We start from the raw sequence: 17,888 nt of genomic DNA, 5'->3' as shown, positions 1-17,888 counted from the left end.
GCTTAAACCCAGCTCATTGAGCTGGGTTTTTTGTTTTATATCTGTGCCGATTTGCTTTCGTCAGTATCCATTTTATCAAGCTTCTGCTTTTTAAATTTTTCTAATACTTTTGAATTCCAATACAATCCCTAGCATGATCAACATGAGAGTCATAAATAATCAAAATGCAGTTTGTACGGGAGACTCATCCAGACTCCATCCGACTGCGATTGGCAGGATAGAGCCGCCAATCCATTGGCAGCGAGCAGCATGCCTGTCGTTTGTTCTGTTTTTCCATGATAAAATTGATTGGTGACAATTAAGATAATGGCGAACAAGCCGGCCATAAATAAGTCCTAAGAAAAAACTAAGAATAATCCCTGCAAAAGCTGTTTTATTGATTGCCAAAATACAGAGTTAAATGAGGCCGCTCATATTTATCAGCCTGAGATAATGATGATAGGTTATTTTTTCGGAAACCGGCTCGGGTTGCCAAATGAGAGAAAAGATATTACTGTCATTAAAACGATTCTTGGTTTCATCCGGATATGATAAAATGTCTCAGACTATATTTGAGCCATTTTTTTCTTCAGCATTCATCTTGCGTAATTGATAAAAATTTATTATGATACTCTTTGTATGACAACTCCTTGCCTCAATACAATATACTCAACGTTTCCCCGTTTTCTCCGGTCGTTTTTCTTTTCATTTTCTCCCGTAAAATAAAAAAAGCTCCCAATACAATAGATATGGTGCGGATTTATTTTTTACTAAAAAGGAGTCGTTATATTTGAATAATAGTTTTACATTAAAACAGCAATGGTTCGGCAATATCCGAAAAGACATTCTTGCTGGCATTTTAGTTGCGTTAGCATTAATTCCTGAAGCGATTGGCTTTTCTATTATAGCCGGTGTGGATCCGATGGTCGGTCTTTATGCGTCATTTTGTATAGCCATTATTATTTCTATTTTTGGCGGCAGACCTGGCATGATTTCAGCTGCGACAGGCTCAATGGCAGTCGTTATGGTGTCGCTGGTTGCTGATCATGGGCTTCAGTATTTATTTGCGGCTACGATTTTGACAGGTATTATTCAGGTGATTTTAGGTATCAGTAAAATTGCAAGATTAATGAAATTCATCCCGCGTTCTGTGATGATCGGGTTTGTGAATGCGCTGGCGATCCTTATCTTCTCTGCACAGCTTCCCCAGTTTGAAGGTGCTTCTTGGAGCATGTATGCGATGCTTGCCGGGTCGTTGGTTATTATTTATGTGCTGCCAAGGTTTACGACTGCTGTTCCGTCTCCGCTTGTGGCAATTATTGTGATGACAATTATTGCGGTCACTTTCCATGTGGATGTGCGGACGGTTGGTGATATGGGCAATATTTCTAGTTCATTGCCTCATTTCTTAATCCCTGATGTTCCGTTTACCTTTGAAACACTGCAAATTATTTTTCCTTATTCAATTGCTTTAGCGTTTGTCGGGTTGCTTGAATCTTTGCTGACAGCACAGATTATTGATGAAATGACGGATACGGACAGTGATAAAAATAAAGAGAGCCGCGGACAGGGAATTGCGAATATCGTGACTGGACTCTTTGGCGGAATGGCAGGCTGCGCTATGATCGGACAATCTGTCATTAATACAAAAGCGGGCGGTCGCGGACGTTTGTCAGCATTTGTTGCCGGTGCTTTTCTGATGTTTTTAATTGCGGTGTTAAGTCATGTCGTGGTGAAAATCCCAATGGCGGCGTTAGTAGCTGTAATGGTTATGGTGTCTGTCGGCACTTTTGATTGGTCTTCTTTAAAAGGTCTCAAAAAAGCGCCGCTCACGGACTCGATTGTCATGGTTGTGACTGTGGTTACGGTTGTTGTGACGGATGACTTATCTAAGGGTGTATTTGTCGGTGTTCTTTTAAGTGCCGTGTTCTTTGTGGCAAAAATCTCGAAGCTGAAAATCGTTTCTCATGCAGAGGAACAAAAGCTTAGAACGTATCAAGTAAAGGGGCAAATCTTTTTTGCGTCAGTGACTGATCTTACGAATGCGTTTATATATCAAGAGGATATTGAGCGGGTTGTGATTGACTTAACTGAAGCTCACGTATGGGACGATTCTGGAGCGGCCGCACTTGATAAGATTGTTGCGAAGTTTAAGGAACAAGGCATTGAAGCTGAGTTAAAAGGTTTGAATAAAGCGAGTAAATCTCTAATGAAACAGATGGCATAAAATAGAGAAGCCCAGATGAATGAGATCTGGGCTTTTTTATATAACATACACTTAAGCAGCATTGATATAATAGAGAGAAGAGAAATTTTAAATAGGGGACTTGCATATGATGCTTCAGAAGCTGAACCGTGTATTGGGGAGAGTGATGCCGCTGTTAACGCCGACTAGTGTGGTGCTGGGCGTGCTGCTGTCTCAGTTTTTAAATGGGTATGAATGGGCTGTGCCTTGGATCTTTGCTTTTATTACGTTTGCAGGCAGTTTGAGCGCGAACTTTCAATCTTTGAGACATGCATTGTCTCATCCTCTCCCTATGATTCTTGCACTATTCGTTCTTCATATTTTCATGCCGCTTTTTGCTTGGGGCAGCGGCCATCTTATATTTAAAGGTGATCCTTTGACGATTACCGGTTTAACATTGGCTGTTGTGATTCCTACGGGGATTACAAGCTTGATTTGGGCAGCGATGTACAAAGGGAATGTCGGTTTGACACTTTCGATTATTTTAATTGATACTGTGCTGTCACCGCTAATCGTACCGCTGAGTCTTTCATTGCTGGCCGGCGCTCAGGTTCATATGGATGTGTGGGGAATGATGAAAGGTCTGATTGTAATGGTCGTGATTCCTTCTTTTCTGGGCATGCTGTTTAATCAGATGTCATCTCCAGAAAGAACTGCGTCTGTGAGCAGTGCGCTGTCGCCTTTTTCAAAGCTTTGCTTGATGGCAGTGATTGCGATTAACAGTTCAGCGATTGCTCCTTATTTCAAATCCATTGATTTGAGATTTGCAGGAATAGCTGTAACGGTATTCTTTATCGCGTTAACAGGCTATGCCGCTGCTTGGCTGATCGGAAAAATGATGAAAAGGCGGCAAGAGGAAATAGTCTCTCTTATATTTACGGGAGGCATGAGGAATATTAGTGCCGGCGCAGTTCTTGCCGTTACGTTCTTCCCGTCTCAGGTTGCCGTTCCTGTTGTGATCGGCATGCTGTTTCAGCAGATATTGGCTGCTTTGTTTGGCTATATGCTGAATCGTTTTGAATTAAAACCAATGTTGCAGAAAGCATAAAAAAACCGCTCATAGGGTTGAGCGGTTTTTTCCGTATAGCCATTCGAGCGCGTTGATGAACTGTTTGCAGAAATACTTGCGGTGGTGCACCGCTCCTTTTTCAATTGAAAGATACAACCGGTCTTCAGTGAAGCCTTTTTCTTTTAGACTTTGATGAACTTGCTTTGTTTTTTTCAGCATATGTCGCTGAATGGATTGTTTTTCACGGCCTTCTTCACTCCCGACAGACATGAAAACACGTGTAGTGCCGGGCTTTAAAGAAGATATATGAATGGTTTCCGCTGCGTTCTCGTACCAGTATGAACCTGATATAGAGCCTATTTTCCCGAACATTGACGGATATTTTAATAAGGCGAACATTGAGATGAGGCCGCCTAATGAGGCACCGATCATTCCTCTTGACTGCGGTTCCCTGATGACGTTCCAGTTTTCTTCGATTAGCGGAATGAACTGGTTCGTTATATCAGACAGATAGTGATATCCCATTCCGCCGAAGTCCGTGAACCGATCACTGAGTGATGCAGCCGGCCAAGGTGTGTATTCATTTAGCCGGTTTTCGGGTTCGATACCGATCAGCACGAGTTCAGGGAGCCTTTGCTGTTGATATGCGCTTTCTAATAATTCGATTTGGTTTTGGAACAAAGAACTGCCATCCTGCACGTAAACAGCAGGAAATCCCCCGCTGTCTGTGCTGTAGGAAGGAGGGAGGTACAGCGTGAACCTCCTGTTGCCGGCTTTGTGTTCTGAAAGAGATCCTTTCAAGCATTCTCCCCCTTTTTTTGCTTGAAAAGCAGATATAAGAAATAAGGAACTCCGAGGATCGCCAAAATGATGCCTGCGGGCACTTCTGCGGGCTGAAAAAACAGTTTTCCGGCAAAGTCTGCGCTTATCACAAGAAGCATCCCGATTAAACCGCTCAGTGGCAGGATATAGCGATGTTCGACGCCAGCCAGTCTCCGTGAGATATGGGGAGCAATTAAGCCGACAAACGCCATACTTCCCGCTACGGAGACACAGGCGCTGATGATTGCTACACAGGCTACGAGCAGGATGGTTTTTTCTTTATTTGATGAAATGCCGAGGCTTCTGACTGTGTCTTCATCAAAACGAATGGTGTCGAGCAGGCGGGATTTGCCGATAAGAATCGGTATAAACAGCAGCATCCATGGGAGAACGGCTGTGATATACGTCCAGTTGGCAGACCAGATGCTTCCGTTTTTCCACACCATGGCCATTTGATAGTCTTGCGGGTCCATTTTTAAAGATAAAAACAAAGACAGGGCGCTGAACCCTGAATTGATCGCAATCCCTACCAGAATAATTCTTCCTGAATCTAAATTGCCTCTGTGCCATGCAAATATGTAAATCAGGATCGCCGCGATGAGCCCGCCTATCAATCCAAAGAGCGGCATTCCCATCGCTGCAGCTATGGATGTCACTTCCTTCTGGCCTTGGAATAAGAGCATAAACGCTACAATGCCGGCTCCTGCCCCTGCGTTGATTCCGAGAATTCCAGGATCAGCAAGCCCGTTTCTCGTGATGGCCTGGATAACAGCGCCTGCAATGCCAAGACCGAGTCCAATAATAGCAGCCATGACAACCCGCGGCAGTCTTAAATCGAACAGCAAAATTTCATACTGCGGATTCGGGTAGATTTGAAAAAGAGTGGAGAGCAGCTCAGCAGGACGAACAGAAAATGATCCGCTCGTTAAGCTGAAATAACTGACAACAAGAATCAAAGCGATGAACAATGCATATTTTTTAGCCATTTTGCTCCCCTCCTTTTCGTTTAATTAAATAAAGGAAGAAAGGTACGCCGATAATGGATGTTACGACCTCAATCGGTGTTTCAAACGGATAGTTGATAAATCTGCTTGCGAGATCACACAGGGTTAAAAAGATTCCGCCCAAAATACAGGAGCACGGAATCAGCCTGCTGTAATCAGAGCCGACGAGAAATCTCGTGATATGCGGAACAACCAATCCGACAAACGCAATTTTTCCGGCCAGCGCTACGGCACTGCCGGTTAAAATGATGACGGAAAGCATCGCCATGATTTTAATGGTTTTTTTCTTTTGCCCCAGGCTTTTAGAAATGTCGTCCCCTAATGATACAGCGGTTACCTTTTTGCTGAGAGAAATGGCCATTATAATGCCAATCAGGAAAAACGGAGCGGCGAGCTTCAGGAAATCCGGACTCATTTGATGAAGTCTGGCACTGTACCAGAAACTGAGATCCTGAGAAATTTGAAAATAAATCGACATGGCCGCTGATAAGCTGCTGAGCAGCATGCTTGTGACTGTGCCGATGATGGCGAGCTGCACGGGGGTAAATCCGTTTGGCATCATGGCGGCAAGGCCGAATACTAACACAGCTCCTAACGCTGAGCCGATAAAAGAGTATATCATCATTTCAATCGAAGATGATTGCGGGAGCAGAACCATGCAAAGCGTAATGATAAACGCTGAACCATCTGAAACACCCATAATGGATGGCGAAGCTAAATAATTGCGCGTAATGCCCTGCATAAGCGCTCCAGAAACAGCAAGGGCTGCCCCTATGAGCAGAGCGCCGGCAGCCCTTGGAATCCGGGAATGCCATATAATTTGATGGTCTGTGTTTCCCGGATCGAAATGAATAAGAGATGTAAAAACAATATCTGTGCTAAGATGCTTTGCCCCATAAAGGATTGAAAGTAAAAGTGACAGCGTTATAGCAAATGGAGAAGTAATCAATATGATACGTGTCCACTGTTTTGAATACATACAAAAACCTACTCTGAATTAGTTTTGTGTCAATTTTTCAGCAGCCGCTTTCAGGAAACGGACTTTGCTCCAAGCTGTGCCGCCTTGTGCGAGAGGGTCCACTGAGTTGACATACACATGGTCTTCTTTGACTGCTTTAAGGCTTTTCCAGATTGGATTTTTCTCTAAATCTTTTAAGGCATCAGGTTTATCTGCATTTTCATCATCAGAAAATTGGACGAAAATATGGTCCGGGTTCATTTCACTTAATTTTTCTAATGAAATCAGCTCTTGCGCTTTTGCAGCTTTTACTTCGTTAGGCGCCTTAAGGCCTAAATCACCGTATAGTGTGGAGTTGAAATACACCTGTTCAGGGTAAATGTAAATGTTGCCTTGTCTAATTCTAATGACAAGCGCTTTTGAATCTTTCGCTTTATCGTTGATTTTTGTTTTTGTTTCTTTTAGATCTTGTTCATAGTCTGCAATAATTTTCTTTGCTTTTTTCTCTTTTCCGGTCAGCTGGGCAAGCAGCATCATGTTTTCCTTCCAGTTTGAAGAGATATGAGAAACTGGGATCGTCGTGCCTGCTGTGCTGATTTTTTGCAGCGTTTTTTCCGGAAACTTTGTTGAAGCAAGGATAACATCAGGCTTCATTTCAAGAATCTTTTCAATATTTGGCTCCATTTTTTCTCCGGTTGGTTCGGCTTTATCAGTGATGTCTTTGAACATATCAGGGAATTTGCCGGAGAATGAAATTGCGCCTTGCGGATGAACGTCAAGCAATTTCGCGTCTTCCATTGATTCAACGCTTCCCGTAATGGCGATTTTGTCTGTCGGTACAGTTACTTCATATGTTTTATCAAGATATTCAATTTTCTTCTTCTCAGATGCTGTGCCGCTTGCCTTGCTGGCAGTTGATTCATTTTTGCTGCCGCAAGCTGCCGCCGTCAGCGCGAGAAGCAAGATTAATAAGGTAAGAGATATCTTTTTCATCTATAGAGCCTCCTGTTCAATTGATAACTATTATCAATTGGAATTATAGAGAATGAACAGATATAACACCATGGACAAATTCCTGATTTATCATGGACAATCTCCGGATAGTAAAGAAACAGTTTGCTGAACGATGCGTTCGTGCCCGCAAGCTGAGTATTCATTCCACGGGTCAAGGGATAGAAGATAAACACGGTTATCTCGTACCGCGCTTAGGTTTTGCCATGCTTCTGTCTGCTGTAATTGCTGGTAGTAAGCTATGGTCTCCGGCTCTTTAAAAAGAAAAAGCATCATACAGTCAGCTTGGTAATTTGCGATATTTTCTAACGAAATCGCTTGTTCTGAAGGTGTGTCAGCCGTTGTTGCCGAGCTGAATCCTAAATCCCCAAAGAAAACTTCGCGGACACTTCGGTTATGTGCCAGATAGAAGTTTTGCTTATGCAGCCTCAAAAAGAGAAAACGCAGCCCTTGAACGTGCTGAAGTGTTTTTTTGGCGGCTGTTGTCTGCTGGTCATAATCCGCTAGCCACTTTTCTGCTTCGGACTCCTCCTTTAAAAATGAGGCAGTTTGCAGAAAGTGGGTTCTCCAGCTTTCTTCTGAAGGAAGGTACATGACTTCTGCGATGCGATTCAGGCGATCTTGTTCTTCTGGAGAAATAGAATCCATGCTGACAATCACATCTGGTTCTGCCTGCGATAACGTGTACAGGTTTTCTTCCCACTTTTCATTAAACCGGTATGCACTGAGCTGGACGGGTATATCTGTCGAATAATGCTGATAGTAGTAAGACGTCCATTTCGGATGCAGAGCGGCCGCAAAAGGTATGTGGTGAAGAGGGATGAGATGGCCCATTGTGCCCCTTCCGTATGCGGCGATTTTCTTTCGGCGTTTTTTCATATAGCTTGTAGGTGAACAGCCTGTATATTTTTTAAAGATTCTGCTGAAATAAAATTCATCTTGATAACCGGTTTGGTGTGCGATTTCTTTCAATTTGCAGTTTGATTTTGCCATGAGCCGTTTTGCCTTTGTGATTCGTGTTTTCGTAATAAATTCTGTTACGCTCTGTCCTGTCCATTTTTTAAAGCTTTCACTGTAGTGTTTGGCACTGATTCCTGCCATTTGCGACAGCTGGGCAAGCGTGATTTTTGTATCGGCATGTGTTTCGATATAGTGTTTTGTTTTTTCGATTGCTGAATGTGTATCCGTTTGATCAGATAAACTGGCAGTAAAAAGATCATAAATCAGGCTTTGTACTTCAATCACACATTTTAGCTGAGAAAGCTGAGACGATTCATTCCATAGTGCGGCAAGCTCTTGAAGCCGGACTGCAAGATTTTCGATATGTGAAACATTCATAAGCTTCAGTTTGGCTAATTCCGATTCTGTGCACGGTGTGTAAATATCTTGGCCGGCTTCCTTGATATAGCTTTGAAGCCTGATCAGACAGGCATCTATATGTCCATCGGCTGCTGGCATAAAGCCAAAGGTCTCGTTAGGCGGACAAACATAAAGTGTCTTTTTTTGCAGAGGATTGGTGTTTGTTCCGATCGAAATATAGCCGTTTCCTTTTAAATGAAAAATCAGCACGAATGAATCGGCTAATTGCTGTTCTGAGAAGAGATCACTTGTCTTTTTTAGATATTCAATTTGTATCGGTTGATAAATCACTGCATTTTGCACGAGTAGACCACCTTTTCAGAAGCTTTCAATTGATAATCATTTTCAATAAAAATTGTACCAAATAAATGAAAGTTTTCCTATATAAAGCGGGTGGGTTTTTAGCATGAAAAAAACCCTTACTTATGTGTAAAAGTAAGGGTCTTTCGTTCAGTAAGAATATGTTACACGTGTAACATACGATGCTTACGTTCTAATAAATGAGATATTTTTTTCTTGTTTTGCTGAATTGTTGGAGTGTTTTTTCATAGCTGTTTATGATGCCCTCAACCGAAGTTCCATTTTCAATTTTTGTCCTGATCCAGCCGTTGCCTGCCAGTTTATCGAATGAACCTGTTGACAGGAACTCAAAATCCTCAGGATAGAGATCGTGTATGGTTTTAATGACTGAAAGACCCGTTTTAACGGCTTCAAACTTATCTCTGTCTGTCACATAGAGCTGCACACCGTGGCAAAGCGTTCCTTGATGTTTAGAAAACGTCGGTGTGAAGGATGCTGCCCTAAATGTTACGCCCGGCAAATGGAGGCTGTTTAATGTTTCTTCAAGTTCTGTGCTTTTGATAAAGGGAGCTCCGATCAATTCGAATGGCTTTGTTGTCCCTCGCCCTTCGGATATATTTGTTCCTTCAATCAGCCCGGTTGCAGGATAAACAAATGTGCTTTCCACCGTCGGCATGTTAGGCGAAGGGAGGACGAAAGGCAATCGGGTATCGTCAAAATCCATTTTTCGTTTCCAGTGTTTCATTTTTACCACTGTAAGATCGGCATCAATATCAAATTCTTTGTTGAACAGTAAAGCCAATTCGCCTATCGTCATCCCATGCTTCAATGGAATGGGATACAATCCGACAAATGAGGCGTATTCAGGTTCTAAGATTGGCCCTTCAATATGATTCCCGCCTTGGGGATTCGGACGGTCTAGCACCATAAATGGAATGCCGTTTTCTTTAGCGGCTTCCATTGCGTATGCCATTGTATAAATGTACGTGTAGAAACGGGTCCCGACATCCTGAATGTCAAACATTAGAATATCGACATTTTTCAGCATTTCTGGAGTCGGTTTTTTCGTTTTTCCGTAGAGGCTGTATACGGGAACCCCGGTTTTTTCGTCAATGTAAGAGCCTACTTCGTCTCCAGCCTGGGCGTCACCGCGGACGCCGTGTTCAGGGCCGAATAAAGCTGTCAGTTTGATATCCGGGTTCTCGTAAAGGATATCGACACTGCTTTTCAGAGATGCGTTTACTCCGGTTGGATTGGTGATCAGTCCGATACGTTTTCCCTTGAGCTGTTTTTTATAGTCTGGCAAGAGCGTGTCTATCCCAGTCTGGACTTTAGGTTTTTTAGCCGTTTGATTCTTTGAATCGGGTGAAGCAGAGGCAGCGGTTATCGTTCCGAACATCATGAGCCCTGTCAGAAAAGCGAATATTGTTTTTCTCATGTGTCCCTCCTTATTAAAGCGGTCTTCCCGTTTTGATATTTAATCCGTAGCCAAATGGGTAAAGGGTATTCCCTGGTTTCGTGACTGATGGGATGTTAACTGGAAGTGTGCCTTTAGGTTTTGCCTGGCCGAAAATCGCCATCACTCCGGCCGGAATATTAGGTTGAAGATAACGGCCATTTGCGTATCCTTTAAAGCCATAGACTGCAATCAGTGCCTTTGCTTCTTCGAAATTGGCGGCATCATATGGGTTGCGCAGGCTCATTAAGACAAATGGTTTGTTGTGCTGCAGTGCGGCTTTCATGACAGCTCTCGGAAACACGGTGGCCCATTTGCTTGAATCTGATATTGTGTCGTCGATGACACCGTCGTTGACGACAGGGTCATTTTTGACGACATAGGAGCCGGTAATGATATAATCAGCCTCTTTTACTTGTTTTTCATGCTCGGTCTTAAATACTTGGCTGGCAAAGTTCATTTTGCTGAGGGATACGGGTTTGATTTTCTTTCGCTTGATGAGATCGTGAATGGTTTGTTCGATTGAAGCAGTTTGTTCTTCGTAAGGTGCCACAATTAAGATGTGGCTGCCTTTTTTAGGCTTGAACGGCAAAGTGTGCTTTTCATTTTTTAATACAGTTACTGCTTTTTCAGCTATTTTTTTCTCTGCTTTCAGGTGCTGCTTGCTTCCTACGATTTTTTGGGCTTTGGCTATTTTTTCTTTTGTACTGTCGCTGTTTCGCGCTGGATACATGCCGCGTTTTATTTTCAGGGAAATGATTCTTTCAACTGATTTGTTGATTTGTTGTTCAGGAATATCCCCGTTTTTCACGGCTTCTTTCAAAGCTTGAATAACACGTGCGAATTTCTGTTCTTCTTTCATTGAAGTGACTGAGGCTGGCATTAATGCAATATCGACACCAGCTTTTACGGCCATGACCACAGCCTCTTCCTGTCCGAAATGATCTGCAATTGCCTTCATATTGAGCGCATCGGTAACGATGACCCCATTAAAGCCCATTTCCTGACGAAGAAGACCTGTCATCACTTTTTGCGAAAGTGTAGCTGGAACCAGAATGTCCGATCCATCGAGTTTGCTTTTGTATGTGGTGTCGTCGAAGGCAGGGAATTGAACATGGGCTGTCATCACCATATCAGCACCAGCATCAATTGCTTTTTGAAAAGGATAAAGTTCGACCTCACGAAGCCGTTCTTGGCCATGGGAAACGAGCGGCAGTCCATAATGGCTGTCAACGTCCGTGTCTCCATGTCCCGGGAAATGTTTGAGGGCAGACGCGATATCCTGCCGCTGCAACCCTTTCATCGTGTATAAACCGAGACGTGATGTCAGTTCTCGATTGGAGCTGAATGACCGTACGCCGATTACAGGATTATCGGGATTATTGTTAATGTCCACGACAGGGCTGAAATCTGTATTGATGCCTAAGGCAGAGAGCTCTTTCCCGATAATGCTGCCGGTCTGATACGCATTGATTCTGCTTCTGGCTGCGCCCAGCGCCATATTCCCTGGGAAATTAGTGCCCTCCCCTAACCTCGTTACAATGCCGCCTTCCTGATCAATACTCAGCATGAGCGGGATTTTTGGACTTGCCTTTTGGTAATCGTCTGTCAGTTGGACAGTTTGTTTTGTTGTTTTTACATTTTCTGCAAAAAGGATGATGCCTCCGAATTGATATTTCTTGACGAGGCTGGTGACTTCATCATTCATTTCTGTAAGGGCTTGCGGAGAGGACTCGCCTTCCTTTTGCCAATTTCTAAAATCAGGCATCAGCATCTGGCCGAGTTTTTCATCTAACGACATACGATTGACAATCTGATTGGCATCGATTGCACGTTTGGATGCAGAGGCTTCTGTCTGTCTGGCCCCGAAAAAGCATGAAAGAAAGAGAACGGCTGAAAGGATAAGCGGAAAGACAGGTCTCATAGAAACTTCCTCCTATCGTCTAATCATTCACTCCATCGCTTCATAAATCGCAGTTATGACACTTCCATAACTGCCTGTTGCAAATTGATCACCCTCAAAGACGTTTGGATTTTCTTCCGGATCAATAACTGGTGTATGCTTTTTATTTGTTAACAATGCGATGCCTAAATTGTATGCTGGATCAATAATTGTAACTGTCCCCGTCCAGCCGGTATGCCCGTAAGCATTTTCGCTGGCATGAGGGCCAAACATCCATTCCATGCTTTTACTTCCGTTCCGCCTCCAGCCAAGAGCGAATGTCGGATCTGTTGCTGAAGGTGCTGTAAACAGGTCGGCTGTTTTCTGATCAAATAAAGAAATGTTTCGGTATGAACCTTTGTTTAACATGACTTGCAGCAGTATGGCCATATCATCTGCATTTGAGAACAATCCGGCATGCCCAGACACGCCACCCATTGAGTAAAACGCTTTTTCGTCATGCACCTCTCCTTGCAGCATGTTTGTGCGGATGTTAGGGAATTGAATAACGCCGTCACGTGTATTGCCCATGCGTTCAGTAGCTGCGAACTGTTTCGGTTTAAAGCCCTTTCCCAGCGGATTGTACAAGGTATGCTTCAGCCTGAGCGGTTTGTAGAGCTCTTGCTCCGTGTAGACATCAAGCGGTTGACCGGTGAGTTTTTCGACAATACATCCGAGTAGCATATATCCAATGTCACTGTATACGTGCTTTGTCCCAGTTTGATAATCGAGCGGAATTTTCGTCAAATATTCAATCGTTTTGTCCCGTTCCTGGGAATAGTACTTGCCAGCTTTTTCCGGCGTGTAAAAGTAAAAGCTTGATGGGAGCCCTGATTGGTGCTGGAGGACATCGATGACACGTATCTTGTCTTTTCCTTTTATGAGGTCACCCGGCTGATCCTTGAAACCCGGCAAATATGCAGAAACTTTTTCATAGACTTCAAGTTTTCCTTGGCTGACTAAGCGCTGCAATGCAAAATTTGTTGCGTACATTTTTGTATTTGAGGCTAAGTCAAACATCGTGCGGGTTTTCATTTTGGCCGGACGGCGCAGCAGTTCTGATCCTTCGTACTTTTTACTGTAGCCGTATGCTGCTTTTTTTATGATGCGTCCATCCTTCACCACCACAAGAACGGCGCCTGGAAATCCTGCTGCAATATCCCGTTCTATCATCTGATCTACCTTCCTTAGCTTCTTCGTCGAGAATTGTGCAGTTTCTGCATTTATGATTTTCGGCTCAATCAAGTTGCCTGCTGTTTGTGCGAAGGTTTCATTTGGCGCAAATATCGATAGGGTTAAAATGGCACTGAATATGAACAGTGTCTTTGTTTTCACAGGCTAGCCCCTTTCTGTGCTTCTATCCCGTTTACTATCCCTAAAACAGAAACAATTTAATCGAACTGAGAAGCCATTTCATCTTTATATCCGAATGCATAGGTCAATAAAAAACCGGCCGCGTAGGAAATAAAGAGCCCAACGATATACAGGATGATTTGCGAAGGCAGGACTAGAAAAGATAGCGGCAGTCCGGAGACACCAATCGCAATGGTGGCTACTTGAAAATAAGCTTGAAAGGCGCCGCCGATTCCAGCTCCTAAACATGCTGTTAAAAACGGACGGCCAAGCGGCAGCGTGACTCCGAAAATAAGCGGTTCACCAATGCCGAGCAGTCCCGATGGAAGCCCGCCGGCGATTGCTTTCCTCAGTGTTGTTTTTTTCGTCTTCACGAAAACGGCAAAGGCCGCGCCTACCTGTCCTGCACCTCCCATAGCCAAAATAGGGAGCAGAGGATCATTGCCAATTGAATTGATCAGTTCCATGTGCACAGGCGTCAAGCCTTGATGCAGTCCGGTTACGACGAGAGGAAGGAAGGTTGCGCCCAGAATAAAGCCTGCAGCGATGCCGCCGATGTCCAGGATGGACAGTAGGCCGGATGTAATAGCATCAGAAATGAATCCGCCTAAAGGCATAAATACGACATACGTTACGATTCCGGTGATTAACAGTGAAACGGTGGGTGTGACAATGATATCAAGTGATTGAGGAATAAAACGGCGAATAAATTGTTCGGTGTAAGCAATGAATATGGCTGCGAAAAGGACGCCGATCAGACCTCCCCTGCCCGGGAGAAGCTCTTCTCCAAATAAACTGATTTTTGCGATCTCCGGATTGATAATCAAGATCCCGGCCAAAGCCCCAAGTGCGGGTGTCCCGCCAAATTCTTTCGAAGCGTTAATACCGACGAGAATGCCGAGATAAGTGAACAGCCCTGATCCGATGACTGTCAGGATAACCGCAATTTGTGAGTCTGCAGAGAGCCAGCCTGCTTGAATAATTGCTTTGGTAATCCCAGTAATTAAACCGGAAGCGACTAGAGCGGGAATAAGAGGGATAAAAATGCTGGCAATTTTACGTAAGAAAAGTTTAAAAGGAGTGGCGTTTTTTCGATTGATATCGGCTTTCTTTTTGGCCGCTGCTTCTTTGACATCGGCACCTTCTTCTGCTGACACGAGCTTTGAGAAAGCAGCTGTAACATGATTGACGACTCCTGTGCCGAGGATAATTTGTAAGGTTTCAGCTTCAACGACCCCCAATACGCCGTCAAGCTTTCTTAAACCCTGAGCATCTGCTTTGCTTTCATCGTAAGGCGTAATGCGCAGGCGTGTCATGCAATGCGTATATGAAGAAATATTGGATTTTCCTCCGCATAGCTCAAGGATTTTCTGTGCGAGATGATGGTAGTTATTTTCTTTGCTCATTAAAACCCCTCCCCTTCAAGATGCCTTATTTTTTTCTCATAGATTGGATGGCTGCTCTCGTTTTATCGATATAACCGGTTGTCGTTTCATACTGCTCAGCCGCCATGCCTAAAAACAAAACATCAATTATAAAAAGCTGGGCGAGGCGGGAGGAAGTGGCTGCACTTCGAATCAAGGCTTCATTGGAATGGGCTGTATACAAAGGGACATCAGCCAGTGCGGAGACGGATGTCTGACTGAATTGTGTGAGGCTGATCGTTGTGATGCCTTTTTCCTTAGCCATGGCAAACAGTTCAATGATTTCCAGTGTCTCTCCTGAAAACGAGATGGCGAATACGATGTCGTCTTTATCTGCATTTGCGATTAAAGATGCCACAAGATGAGTGTCTGTAAACGCGGTTGCTTGTTTATGAATGCGAAGCCACTTTTGCTGGGCGTCCTTGGCGACAATGCCGGAAGCCCCGAGGCCGATAAAATGCACGGTATGAGCTTTGAGAAGCATAGAAACCGCTCGCTCAAGCTCTTTGTAGTCCATCAGGTCTGAAGTATCCTGAATGGCTTGAATGGCATTGCCGGCCGTTTTTTCGGAAATGGAGGGCAGCGGCTCGTGGGGAACAATATCCCGGTAGCCCTGAAAAGTAGGCTTTGCCAGATCGCCTGCTACTCTCATTTTTAAATCTTGAAATCCTTTCAAACCGAGTGATTTGCAGAGCCTGATGACGGCAGCGTCACTTGAATTGGCTAAGGCGCTGATTTCGTTGACCGTGCTTTCGATTGCTTTGTGGGGATGGGCTAGGATATAATCTGCAAGTTTGCGCTCGGATGGAGGGAGCTTATGCTTCATTGATTGGATGATCGCTAAACCGCCTGTGGCCATTCTAGTTCTCTCCTTATCATGGATGGTAATGTTCGATTGCTTTGTCAATGAAACCGTTTGCTTCATCGAGTAATGTCTTTGCTTGTTTCTGATCTGTGCTTGTTTTGAGCATGACGATTGCTGTTTTGACGTGATGATCGGCTTGTTCCAGAGTGTATCTTGCTGTGTCGTATGAAGCGTTTGTAAGGCTTTGGATGATGCTGATGGCGCGTTCTTTTAGTTTTTTGTTGCTAACGTTGACGTCTACCATCAAGTTTTCGTAAACCTTGCCGATTTTGACCATTACAGCGGTAGATATCATGTTTAGAATCATTTTATGTGCGGTTGCGGCTTTCATACGTGTTGATCCTGTAATGGCCTCAGGTCCGACGACAACCTCAATGCTGTGATCCGCATCCTTGCTGATGGCGGAATTTTCATTGCAAGTAAGGGCGATGGTGTGTGCTCCGACTTTACGGGCGTATCTTAGGGCGCCTGCGGCGTAGGGTGTGCGGCCGCTTGCTGCGATGGCAATGACGGTGTCATTTGAAGTGAGCTGTATGTTTCTTAAATCTTCAGCTCCTGCTTCTTCACTGTCTTCAATGCCCTCTGCTGCCTGTAAAAAGGCTTCGGGGCCTCCAGCCATGATTCCGATGACCTGATCTGGGCTTACGCTGTAGGTGGGAGGACATTCAACAGCATCCATGACGCCGAGTCTGCCGCTTGTGCCGGCGCCTGTATATATGAGCCGGCCTCCATTTTGAAACGATTCATATGCGCAGTCTACAGCTGTTTTGATGTCGGGGAGAACCTCCTGAACGGCTGCAGCGACTTTCATATCTTCGTTGTTGATCATTTTAAGGATGCCGAGAGTGTTTGCTTTGTGGATTTCAACTGTTTGACTATTGCGTGATTCCGTTGTAAGACGGTGAAGGTTTAATGGTTCTGACATGAGGATGCCCCCTGTTTTAAAATGATATATCTCAATATTCAGTATATTCATTTCTGTTATGATATTTCAACTATGTTTTTAAATTTTTGAAATTTTATTTCACTTAAGACTATAAGAAATGATGAAGGATCAACTGTTCTACAAGCGGCCCGATTCTTCGCCGTCCTTTATCAAGGAACCCGCTTTTCATATAAAGGTGTTTTGCGCGTATGTTCAGATGATTGACGGCCAAGATGATTTCGTCGCACCATGGAAAATATCCGCTCACAAAAGCGGGAAGCAAAAGCATGGCTTTTTTCGCATAGCCTTTTCCGTGATGCACAGCGGTTAAAGACAGGGAGCTGAGCAGTAAAGCAAATGGATTGTTAGAATAGGAAGCAAGCGTTTCTTTTGATGCATGTAAAATGAAAAAACCGACTGGAAGGTCGTCTTTTAAGATGACAACCGGGTATCGGTCCTGTATGCCCAGAGCCTGAGACAGCACCTCTTTCGGGAGGGAGGTAAAGCGTTTGTCATCGTTGGTGAGCGTGAATGATTGGAGCTCGGGCAAGTGTTCAGGCTTATAGAAGGATAAAGAAATGTCTTGAGTCATGGGGTGGCCTCCTTACAATATGTCGTTAAGCTCGTTTTCCGAAATGACGCGGTAGCCCGCTTGTTTTAACAGTGCGGCGGTTACTCCGCTGCCGGTGATTTTTTTGCCAGAGAATGTGCCGTTATAGATAAAACCGCTTCCGCAAGATGGACTGTTTTCTTTTAATATGACGGCAGAAGCGTTGATTTCTTTTGCGTAAGCCAATGTTTTCGCGGCGCCTTCCATATATAGTTCTGTGACGTCTTCTCCTGAAGCTGTCACGATTTTCGCTGTTCCATTGAGGACATCCTCGCCAGTGCCTCCTATGATTTCTGCGGGTTCGCGTGGGGTAGAGAAGCCGCCGAGAAGTTCAGGGCAAGCCATGACTGCTTTCTTTTCATCGACTAGTTTTCTGATTTTCTCCGACGCTGCGTGAGAGCCGTTATATCTGCATTCAATGCCTCCAAGGCAAGAACTGACTAGTATCATATTGGTTTCTCCTCTCTTGCTTTGCTTGTCTCTATCATAAAATAAATGGCTTTAGTTGGGAGGCTTTTTCAGTTAAAAAAGGAGTTAAAAAGTTTGAAAATAAAAAATTTAATTTTTCTCTTTACAAACAGGGGGTGACCTGTATATAATAACTTTTGTCAGCTCGACGAGAACAC

15 protein-coding genes and 1 pseudogene are annotated in these 17,888 nt (G+C 44.1%); 2 read left to right on the top strand and 14 right to left on the bottom strand.

Annotated elements, in window-relative coordinates; translation table 11 throughout:
- Positions 1–90: 90 nt before the first annotated feature.
- A pseudogene (locus tag RAC86_RS21585) lies at positions 91–462 on the bottom strand (MFS transporter); the annotation flags it as partial.
- Positions 463–769: 307 nt separating this feature from the next.
- Here RAC86_RS21585 and RAC86_RS21580 point away from each other — a divergent pair.
- Together RAC86_RS21580 and RAC86_RS21575 are read left to right on the top strand one after the other, a co-directional pair.
- Positions 770–2,206, top strand: coding sequence for a SulP family inorganic anion transporter (locus tag RAC86_RS21580; protein ID WP_038428280.1), 1,437 nt, complete (start codon positions 770–772; stop codon positions 2,204–2,206).
- A 145-nt stretch (positions 2,207–2,351) separates the two neighbouring features.
- Positions 2,352–3,272: a bile acid:sodium symporter family protein gene (locus tag RAC86_RS21575; RefSeq protein WP_014478637.1), complete on the top strand. Its 921-nt coding sequence runs from the start codon at positions 2,352–2,354 to the stop codon at positions 3,270–3,272.
- Between the two features lie 9 nt (positions 3,273–3,281).
- On the opposite strand, the gene RAC86_RS21570 is transcribed toward RAC86_RS21575, so the two are convergent.
- The 13 genes from RAC86_RS21570 to RAC86_RS21510 all read right to left on the bottom strand — a co-directional run bounded on the left by RAC86_RS21570 (position 3,282) and on the right by RAC86_RS21510 (position 17,712).
- Positions 3,282–4,034, bottom strand: coding sequence for an alpha/beta hydrolase (locus RAC86_RS21570; protein ID WP_038427276.1), 753 nt, complete (start codon positions 4,032–4,034; stop codon positions 3,282–3,284).
- Positions 4,031–5,041, bottom strand: coding sequence for an iron ABC transporter permease FeuC (feuC, locus tag RAC86_RS21565; protein WP_029726921.1), 1,011 nt, complete (start codon positions 5,039–5,041; stop codon positions 4,031–4,033). Before feuC ends, RAC86_RS21570 begins: the two co-directional genes overlap by 4 nt.
- Complete coding sequence (locus tag RAC86_RS21560; protein ID WP_015715127.1) at positions 5,034–6,038, bottom strand: FecCD family ABC transporter permease; 1,005 nt, start codon at positions 6,036–6,038, stop codon at positions 5,034–5,036. Before RAC86_RS21560 ends, feuC begins: the two co-directional genes overlap by 8 nt.
- An 18-nt stretch (positions 6,039–6,056) precedes the next feature.
- Positions 6,057–7,010, bottom strand: coding sequence for an iron ABC transporter substrate-binding protein FeuA (gene feuA / locus RAC86_RS21555; protein ID WP_014475620.1), 954 nt, complete (start codon positions 7,008–7,010; stop codon positions 6,057–6,059).
- A gap of 90 nt (positions 7,011–7,100) precedes the next feature.
- Entirely contained in the window at positions 7,101–8,690 is a 1,590-nt protein-coding gene (gene btr / locus RAC86_RS21550) for a bacillibactin transport transcriptional regulator Btr (RefSeq protein WP_029726922.1), read from the bottom strand.
- Positions 8,691–8,880: 190 nt separating this feature from the next.
- On the bottom strand, positions 8,881–10,125 hold the full coding sequence (locus RAC86_RS21545; protein ID WP_015252972.1) for an exo-beta-N-acetylmuramidase NamZ family protein: 1,245 nt from the start codon (positions 10,123–10,125) through the stop codon (positions 8,881–8,883).
- 13 nt (positions 10,126–10,138) lie between these two features.
- Complete coding sequence (nagZ, locus tag RAC86_RS21540) at positions 10,139–12,067, bottom strand: beta-N-acetylhexosaminidase (RefSeq protein ID WP_377886014.1); 1,929 nt, start codon at positions 12,065–12,067, stop codon at positions 10,139–10,141.
- Between the two features lie 27 nt (positions 12,068–12,094).
- Positions 12,095–13,420 carry an N-acetylmuramoyl-L-alanine amidase gene (gene amiE, locus RAC86_RS21535; RefSeq protein WP_377886013.1) on the bottom strand — a complete coding sequence of 442 codons (1,326 nt, stop codon included), beginning with the start codon at positions 13,418–13,420 and terminating at the stop codon, positions 12,095–12,097.
- A 56-nt stretch (positions 13,421–13,476) separates the two neighbouring features.
- Positions 13,477–14,844, bottom strand: coding sequence for a PTS transporter subunit EIIC (locus tag RAC86_RS21530; protein ID WP_014478646.1), 1,368 nt, complete (start codon positions 14,842–14,844; stop codon positions 13,477–13,479).
- A 25-nt stretch (positions 14,845–14,869) separates the two neighbouring features.
- Positions 14,870–15,721, bottom strand: a complete 852-nt coding sequence (locus RAC86_RS21525) for a MurR/RpiR family transcriptional regulator (protein ID WP_029726925.1) — start codon at positions 15,719–15,721, stop codon at positions 14,870–14,872.
- A 16-nt stretch (positions 15,722–15,737) separates the two neighbouring features.
- Complete coding sequence (gene murQ / locus RAC86_RS21520) at positions 15,738–16,652, bottom strand: N-acetylmuramic acid 6-phosphate etherase (RefSeq protein ID WP_017694928.1); 915 nt, start codon at positions 16,650–16,652, stop codon at positions 15,738–15,740.
- Positions 16,653–16,761: 109 nt separating this feature from the next.
- Complete coding sequence (locus tag RAC86_RS21515) at positions 16,762–17,244, bottom strand: GNAT family protein (protein ID WP_029726927.1); 483 nt, start codon at positions 17,242–17,244, stop codon at positions 16,762–16,764.
- A gap of 12 nt (positions 17,245–17,256) precedes the next feature.
- Positions 17,257–17,712 (bottom strand): 2-thiouracil desulfurase family protein, encoded by a 456-nt coding sequence (locus RAC86_RS21510; protein WP_003234960.1) that lies wholly within the window; start codon positions 17,710–17,712, stop codon positions 17,257–17,259.
- Positions 17,713–17,888: the final 176 nt, after the last annotated feature.

The organism is Bacillus sp. LR_5, assembly GCF_042709275.1.
This window is presented reverse-complemented; position numbering and strand designations above follow the sequence as displayed.